Origin of the sequence: Streptomyces sp. RP5T, from assembly GCF_003933965.1 — a bacterium.
Classification (GTDB): domain Bacteria; phylum Actinomycetota; class Actinomycetes; order Streptomycetales; family Streptomycetaceae; genus Streptomyces.
In genome coordinates, this window is the sequence record NZ_RSAJ01000373.1 from 1 (window position 1) to 8,302 (window position 8,302).

The 8,302-nt window shown below is 71.2% G+C and carries 5 protein-coding genes; 4 read left to right on the top strand and 1 reads right to left on the bottom strand.

Translation table 11 applies throughout. The features are described 5' to 3' along the window. Positions 1-20: 20 nt before the first annotated feature. The gene (locus EHS43_RS30195; RefSeq protein WP_125193886.1) at positions 21-785 is read right to left on the bottom strand and encodes a sugar isomerase domain-containing protein; all 765 of its coding nucleotides are present in this window, start codon (positions 783-785) and stop codon (positions 21-23) included. Between the two features lie 119 nt (positions 786-904). Here EHS43_RS30195 and EHS43_RS30200 point away from each other — a divergent pair, with 119 nt between their 5' ends. The 4 genes from EHS43_RS30200 (at position 905) to EHS43_RS30215 (ending at position 8,261) form a co-directional block, all read left to right on the top strand. After that, a complete protein-coding gene (locus EHS43_RS30200; protein WP_125193887.1) occupies positions 905-1,789 on the top strand; it encodes a MurR/RpiR family transcriptional regulator in 885 nt (294 codons plus the stop codon). A gap of 110 nt (positions 1,790-1,899) precedes the next feature. Then, positions 1,900-6,111, top strand: a complete 4,212-nt coding sequence (locus EHS43_RS30205; RefSeq protein ID WP_125193888.1) for an NEW3 domain-containing protein — start codon at positions 1,900-1,902, stop codon at positions 6,109-6,111. Next, the gene (locus EHS43_RS30210; protein WP_125193889.1) at positions 6,108-6,770 is read left to right on the top strand and encodes a peptidyl-prolyl cis-trans isomerase; all 663 of its coding nucleotides are present in this window, start codon (positions 6,108-6,110) and stop codon (positions 6,768-6,770) included. Before EHS43_RS30205 ends, EHS43_RS30210 begins: the two co-directional genes overlap by 4 nt. Before the next feature lie 117 nt (positions 6,771-6,887). After that, positions 6,888-8,261: an extracellular solute-binding protein gene (locus EHS43_RS30215; RefSeq protein WP_125193890.1), complete on the top strand. Its 1,374-nt coding sequence runs from the start codon at positions 6,888-6,890 to the stop codon at positions 8,259-8,261. Positions 8,262-8,302 lie beyond the last annotated feature (41 nt).

An 8,302-nucleotide genomic window follows, 5' to 3' on the forward strand; every position in this document is an offset into this window, starting at 1 on the left:
CCGCGACACCCCGGAATGACCTACGTAGCCGTCCGCCGGACCCGCCCCGCGTACCGCTTCTCCAACTCCAGATTCCCCTCGAACCCACCAGGCACGTTGGCCGACACATAGACCGGCGGCCGCTCCCCGGACGCGAGCAACAATCCCGTCGCCTCGGCGACAGCCATCTGCACCAGCATCACCCCGGTCAGCGTGGACAGCGCGCCCACCGCCCCGCCGCCCGGCAGGGGCAGCAGCGCGTCTCCGACCGGCGCCGCGTTGTCCAGCACCACGTCCGCGAGGTCCACCAGCTTCTTGCCACTGGCGTGCCCCGCGGGAACGGCCGCCGTGTGCGTGAGGGAGGTGAGGGCGAGAATCCTGTGCCCCTGCTCCTTGGCGTGCAGCGCCATCTCCACGATGACGTTGTTGACACCGGAGTTGGAGATGATCACGAAGAGATCCTGGGGACGGGGAGCCGCGAGCTCGTACAGCCGCACCGCCACTCCCGGCTCACGCTCCAGCAGCGGGTCGTCGAGCACGCTCGGCGCGTCGCCGCCGTAGAGGACCAGGTCGGACATCTGGAGCCGGTTCGTGGGCACCAGGCCGCCCGCCCGGCCGGCCACCTCCAGGACCATGGCCTGGGAGTGACCGGTGCCGAAGGCCTGGATCACCCCGTCGGCGCGGATGCAGTCGACGATCAGCCCGGCGGCGCGGCGCACGTCCTCGCGGGCGGACTCGGTGACGTGACGGAGGGCGTCCAGGCCCTGTTCGGCGAAGCCCTGGGCGCTGACTGACTCGACGGACACGCGACACTCCCCACTGATGGATTGAACCACCATACAATCAGCCATCGGTGAATCAATAAACCATATGGCGGTCCTGGTATTCAATCAGTGGTGCTAAGGGTGGCTGATACCTTCTTTCCATGCCTCCGACCGACGTCACCACCCTGATCCGCACCGAACTGCCCCGGCTGGCCGGTTCCCTGCGGAAGGTCGGCGAGCTGATCCTGGAGGATCCGGCCGCCGTCACCCACTGCTCCGCCGCCGAGCTGGGCCGCCGCACCGGAACCTCGCAGGCCACGGTGACCCGGTTCTGCCGCGCCATCGGACTCGAGTCCTACCAGCACCTGCTGATCGAACTGGCCCAGGAGCGCGGACGCGGCGAGGTCTCCGACTGGGGCTCGGCCGAGATCGGCCCCGACATCTCGCCGGACGACAGCCTGGAGCGGGTCGTCCAGGTGGTCGGCAGCGCGGACCTGCGCGCGATCCAGCAGACGATCGAGCGCATCGACCTCGACGCCCTGGAGCGCGCCGCCCAGGCCCTCGCCAAGGCGCGCCGGATCGACGTGTACGGCGTCGGCGGCAGCGGTGCGGTCGCCCAGGAGACCGAGACCCGGCTGTTCCGCATCGGCTGTCAGGTGCGCGGCTGGACCGAGGTGCACGGCGCCGCCACCTCCGCGGCTCTGCTCACCCCGGCCGACGTGGCCATAGGGATCTCCCACTCGGGCGCCACCCGCGAGACCCTGGAGCCCTTCGAGATGGCCAAGGAGCGGGGCGCGACCACCGTCGCCATCACCACCGACCCGCGCTCCCCGCTGGCCAGGGCCGCCGACATCCGGCTCATCTCCGCGACCTCTGAGACCAGTTTCCGCACCGGCAGCATCGGCGGCCGGCACTCCGTCCTGATGCTCGTCGACTGTCTCTACGTCCGGGTCGGCCAGCTCGCCTACCAGCGGGCCAGCGCCTCCCTCGCGCTCACCGACCACATCACCCCGCAGCATGCGGTGAAGGCACGCCGTACGCGTTGACCGTGTCCGATCATGCATGGATGAACCACCGAGATAACCCGAAGATGGTTGTTTGAATCATCCTCTCGGTGCCAGGATGGGGCTCCCCCGAGTCATCTCGTAGGAGCCCCATGCGCGTCACCTCTGTTGAGTCGACCGAGCTGTTCGTCGGTACGCCCGAGCGACCGCTCCAGGTGGTCGCGGCCGGGATCGAGCACCTCCCGGGCCGCACGGTCCGTCTGACGGTCGCCGGCGGCGGCACCGGGGAGACCGTCGTCACCGTCGGCGAGGACGGCACCGTACGCGCCGAGATACCCGTGACCGGCGCCGGCGGACCGATCACGGTGACCGCGGCCGACGGGGCCGAGGCCGCGAGCGCGACAGGCGAGTTCACCCTCGCCGAGCCCGGCTGGACCATGTTCATGGTCAGCCACTTCCACTACGACCCGGTCTGGTGGAACACCCAGGGCGCCTACACCGAGACCTGGGACGTCGCCGACGACCCGGCCACGACCGGCCTGCCCGCCCGCACCTTCGACTCGCGCGGCCAGTCCGGCATGAGCCTGGTGCGCGCCCACTCCGATCTGGCCCGCCGCGATCCGGCGTACACCTTCGTGCTGGCGGAGGTCGACTACCTCAAGCCGTACTGGAACGCCTTCCCCGAGGAGCGCGGCTTCCTGCGCGAGCTGATCCGCACCGGCCGGGTCGAGATCATGGGCGGCACCTACAACGAGCCGAACACCAACCTCACCGGCGCCGAGGCGACCGTACGCAACGCCCTGTACGGCGACGGATACCAGCGGGCGATCCTCGGGGCCTCCCCCGAGACGGCCTGGCAGCTGGACGCGTTCGGGCACGACCCGCAGTTCCCGGGGATCATGGCCGACGCGGGGGTCTCCTCCAGCTCCTGGGCGCGCGGGCCCTTCCACCAGTGGGGGCCGACCCTCTCCGTCTTCGGCGAGGAGCCGCGGGATCCGAACCGCATGCAGTTCCCGGCCGAGTTCGACTGGATCGCCCCCTCGGGGCGCGGGATCCTCACCGCCTACATGGTCAACCACTACGGCGCCGGCTGGCGGATCGACAACGCGCCGACGCTGCCCGAGGCGGAGGCCGAGGCGTTCAAGCTGTTCCAGGGGCTCAAGCAGGTCGCGCTCACCCGCAACGTGCTGCTCCCGGTCGGCGGGGACTACGCGCCGCCGTGCCGCTGGGTGATGGCCATCCACCGCGACTGGAACGAGCGCTACGTCTGGCCGCGCTTCGTCTCCGGCGTCCCCCGCGACTTCTTCGCCGCCGTACGCGCCGAGTTGGCGGCCGAAGGGCGCAGGGCCTCGCCGCAGACCCGGGACATGAACCCGGTCTACACCGGCAAGGACGTCTCCTACATCGACACCAAGCAGGCCCAGCGGTACGGCGAGACGCTCCTCGCCGACGCCGAGGCCTGGGCGACCCTCGCCTCCCTGGTCACCGGGCACCCCTATCCGGACGCGGCCCTCGACAAGGCCTGGCGGCAACTCGTCTACGGCGCCCACCACGACGCGATCACCGGCTCGGAGTCGGACCAGGTGTACATCGATCTCCTCACCGGCTGGCGGGAGTTGGCCGACCTGGCGGAGGCCGTCCACACCGACGCGACACAGGCCCTGGCCGACCGGGTGGAACCGGGCACCGGAGACGACCTGGTGGTCTTCAACTCCGTCACCTGGGAACGGCGGGACGTGCTGAGCGTCGAGGACCCGGGCCTGGTACCGGTCGGTGACGACTTCCAGCCGCTGCCGTCCGTGCGCGAGAAGGACGGGACACTGAAGGTCGTCGTTCCCGGCGTGCCCGGCATGGGGTACAAGGCGTTTCCCCTGGCGGCCGGTTCGGTTCCCGAGTGGACCCCCGGCGAGGGCACGACGATCCGCAACGAGTTCTACGAGGTGACGGTCGACCCGGCTCGCGGCGGCGCCGTGAGCAGCCTCAGGTCCGTCACGGAGGACCGGGAACTGCTGCCCGCCGGGGACATCGGCAACGAACTCGTCGTCCAGGAGGAGTTCTCCCGGCACCCCCGCTTCGGCGAGGGCCCCTGGCACCTCACCCCGACCGGCACGACCGCCGCCCGCGGCCGGGACGTCACGGCGGACATCGATGTCGAGCACTCCCCCGCCGGGTCCCGGATCACCGTCCGCGCCGACCTGGGCCTCTTCACCTACACGCAGCGGCTGACCCTGTGGACCGGCGTCGACCGGCTCGACGTCACCACGACGCTCGACGGCTACGACGGCGAGGACCGCCTCATCCGGGTCCGCTGGCCCTCGGACGTGCGGGGCGGGCTGCCCGTGCACGAGGTCGCCGACGCGGTGATCGGGCGCGGGTTCGGGTTCGTGGAGGTGAACAGCGAGGAGTTCCCGTGGACGCTGGACAACCCGGCCAACACCTGGTTCGGGCTGGGGTCCACGGCCCGGGTGGCCCTGCGCGACGACACCGGCGCACTGCTGGGCCAACGGGCTTTCGGAGTCGCCGAGTTGATCTACTCCGACTGGGACGAGGCGGGTGAGCTGGGCGCCCCGCTCGCGGCGGCCCTGGTCCGCGCGGGCGTGACCGCCACCTCGACGATCGCCGGCGGCCCCCGCTACGGCGACCTCGAAGTCGACTCCAACCTCCCCGACATCCGGATCGCCGTCGGCGGCCCCGAGCGCAACGCCCTGGTCGCCGAGGCCCTCGCGATGGACCCCGCCGCGGGTCGCGAGCTGCGCCGCCAGGTCGCCGAGCGGGGCGTGGCCGCCGTCTGGGTCGCACCGCGCGCCTCCCTGCGCGAGGAATGGGTGCCCGGCGCCGACCTGCGGGACCTGGAGCGGCTGCCGGTGCTGGTGATCGCGGGCGCCGACACCGCCGGTGACGCCAAGGCGGTCGACGCGCTGATCAGCGACCTGGACGACTTCACCGTCACGGCCACGGCCGCGGGCGGCGGCGAGGCCCTGCCTCCCGGTGACGCCTGGGACGGCCGCGGCTTCGCCGTCCTGAACCGGGGCACGCCCGGCTGTGTCGTCACCACCTCCGGCGACCTCTGCATGTCCCTGATGCGCTCCTGCACCGGCTGGCCGTCCGGCATCTGGGTCGACCCGCCCCGCCGCACGACCCCGGACGGCTCGGGCTTCCAGCTCCAGCGCTGGTCGCACACCTTCGCGTACGCGGTCGTCGCGGGCGAGGGCGACTGGCGCGACCTCCGGCTCCCCGCACGGGGGCACGAGTTCAACCATCCGCTCACGGCCCGGACACGGGCCAAGGGCGCGTCCGCGCTCCTGCCCCGCACGGCCTCGCTGCTGGAGGTCGAGCCGGCCCGTGAGGTGCTCCTCGACGCCCTCAAGCCGCTGGGCTCCCCGCTGGCCCGGGGCAGCGCCGCCCCCGTGGACCCGGGGCGCGGGGTCGTCGTCCGCGTCCACGAGGTGAACGGCAGGCCGGTGCGGGCTCGGGTCCGCGGGCCGGTCGCCTGGACCGAGGGCGCCCGCGCGGACGTCCTGGAAAGGCCCGGGGAGCCGCTGACACCGGACGACGAGGGCGCCCTGGGGACGACCCTGACCGGCTTCGAGGTGGCCACGGTCCTCGCCACACCGCCCCAGGCACCGGAACCGGCGACCGACCCCGGCGTGGCCGCCCACGAGCCCGCCCAGCCGGTCCACACCCGCTACTGGCTGCACAACTCCGGCCCCGCCCCACGCGGCAACATGCCGGTCTCCGTCCACCTGTCCCCCACCGCGCTGACCGCGACCGGCCCGGTCACCGCGACGGTCCGGATCGGCTCGGAGCTCACGGACACCTCGGTGCGGGGCACGGTGACCTTCCGGGTGCCGCCCGGCTGGTCCGCCGAGCCGCCCGAACTGCCGTACGCGCTCGGCCCCGGCGGCTTCTCGCTGACCGACGTCACCGTGACCCCGCCGCCGGACGCCGAGCCCGGCCGGCACTGGCTCGCGGCCCGGCTGTCGTACGGCGGCCAGACCTACGAGGACGTCGTGGGCCTCGACGTACCAGGCGGACCGCCCGCGGGGCAGGGCCTGGTGTGCGACCTGGCCGCCGACCGGATCACCGTGCGCAGGGGTGAGCGGGCTCAGGTTCCGGTGAGCCTGCGCAACACCACCCGGGGCCCGGTCGGCGGCCAGCTGTGGGCGGTGTCGTCCTGGGGCACCTGGCAGGGCGTGACACCGGGCCTCCAGGGCTTCACGGTGCCGGGAGGAGAACGGGCCGAGGCCGTGATCGAGGTGGACGGCTCGTCGATCCCGCCCGGTGCGTACTGGCTGATGGCGAAGGCGGCGTGGAACGGCCAGGTGGCGTACACGAGGACGATCCCCTTGAAGGTGACCCCGTGACTCCGGAACACGCAGCACTGATAGAGGGCGAACCCCTGCCGGCAGAACGGGTGGACGCCTTCCTGGGTACGCCCCTCAGGGGCGCGGGGAACTGCGCGACCGGCCACAACGAACCCGCACCCGCCCGACGACAGAAGGAACCCCCCTCTGTCGCGAGACAGAGACGCCGCTGGGCCACACAAGTCGTGGTCACCGACGAACTCGCCCGAAGAGCCTGCACGGACCGGGGCCTGAGGGTCCCGGAAGAGGTGTCACCCGCCTCCGTCCTGGCCGTCGCCGAGACGGACGTGGCCGACCTCGGCAGCATCGTCGCCGCGGCCCTCGCCCACTCCCCCGCCGCCCGCACCCTCCTGGCCGCCCTGGAGTCCGAACAGACGGTCCCGGAGACCGCCGTACGGGACTACTACGACCGCAACCAGGACCGCTTCCTCACCCCGGAGGCGCTACGGCGCGGCGTGACCCCCTTCGACGGGGCGGCCCCGCAGGACGTGCGCCCCTACGACGAGGTCCGCGACCACATCACCCGCGAGCTCCGCACCGCGGCCGGCCGCCAGGCGTTCTTCGGCTGGCTGGACCAGGCTCGCGCCGGTGTGACGTACTCCCACGGGCACGAACACCCCGGCGACCCCTCACACCCGGACCACGAACACCGTCACTGATCTCGCACGGAACCGAAACGCAACACAGCAAACCATTGACCTCCGATGAATTCTGGTCCACCTTTTCATCAATCGGAGTCGGAGTTGGTTCATTGAACCAGCCGTGGAGGGCATCACATGCGCGCAAAGAGACTGACCCGCACCCTGACCTGTATCGCCGTTCTGTCGCTCGCGGCCACCGGCTGCGGTCTCAGTGGCGGCTCCGACAGCGGTGACGCCACCGCCGGCGGCTGCAAGGTCGACAAGGGCAACGTCGGGCCGGGGAAGCTCACCGGCGAGGTCAAGGGCGACATCACCTTCCAGACGACCAACCTGAAGAAAGACTTCGGGAAGTTCTTCAACGGAGTCATCGCCGACTTCCAGAAGGCCCACCCCGGCACCAAGGTCAAGTGGATCGACGACCCCGGCGACAACACCTTCACGAGCCGGACCGTCGCCGACGCCCAGGCCTGCACGATGGCCGACGTCATCAACGTCAACGCGCCGACCGCGACCGCCCTCACCAAGGCCGGCTACCTGCTCGACATCGGCACCAAGGACCCGGACGCCGCCAAGCCCTTCGTCCCGTCCTTCTGGAAGACCGCCACCTTCGCGAACGCCTCGGGCAAGGCGACCCACACCACGCTGCCCTGGTACACCGGCGGTGTCCTGCTGACGTACAACAAGGACCTGCTGGCCAAGGCCGGTGTCGACCCGGCGAAGCCGCCGACGAGCATCTTCGGGCTCTTCGCCGACTACGAGAAGGTCGCCAAGGCCGCCGACGGGAAGTTCTTCGCGACGATGGCCAACCCGGTCTGGCGCATCCCCGCCGACTTCGACCAGATGGGCATCAAGGTCCTCTCCGCCGACGGCAGGTCCGCCGTCTTCGGCGACGACCCGCGCACCACCCAGTGGGTCGACTGGATGGCGAAGCTGTACAAGGAAGGCGCGATGCCGAAGGACTCGCTGTCCTCCAGCAACGACCCGTCCACGCTCTACAGCCAGGGCAAGGTGGCCTACGGTTCGACGAACCCGAGCTTCGTGCGGTTCGTGAAGCAGAACAGCCCGTCGATCTACGCCAGGACCGCCGTCGGCCAGCAGCCCTACGACGCCCTCGGTGTCGCCTCCGCGGGCGCCCCGCAGTACATCTCGGTCGCCGCGACCAGCAAGCACGCCCCGGTGGCCCTCGCGTTCGCGGAGTTCCTCACCAACGCCGAGAACCAGACGGCCTGGTGCAAGGACCCGGCTGTGGTGATCTTCCCGACCACCATCGAGTCGCTGAACGACCCGTTCTTCCAGAACGTCACCGGCACCGACCCGTTCTCCCAGGCCCGCAAGCTCGTCGCCGACCAGCTCAAGACGGCCTCCACCAACCAGACCAACCTCTCCCCGGCCGTGCAGAACGCCATCGTCTCCCAGGTGCAGCTGGCCATGCAGGGCAAGAAGAGCCCGGCGGACGCCGTCAAGGACGCCCAGGAGAAGGCGAACGAGCTGCTGAAGCAGGGCAGCTGACGGTGACGGTACAGATCACGCAACCGGTGTCCGGCGTGGAG

What these genes read in the sequence shown, in the direction of transcription:
- EHS43_RS30200 (WP_125193887.1), top strand. Translation starts at nt 905, where the DNA reads ATGCCTCCGACCGACGTCACCACCCTGATCCGCACCGAACTGCCCCGG.
- EHS43_RS30205 (WP_125193888.1), top strand. Translation starts at nt 1,900, where the DNA reads ATGCGCGTCACCTCTGTTGAGTCGACCGAGCTGTTCGTCGGTACGCCC.
- EHS43_RS30215 (WP_125193890.1), top strand. Translation starts at nt 6,888, where the DNA reads ATGCGCGCAAAGAGACTGACCCGCACCCTGACCTGTATCGCCGTTCTG.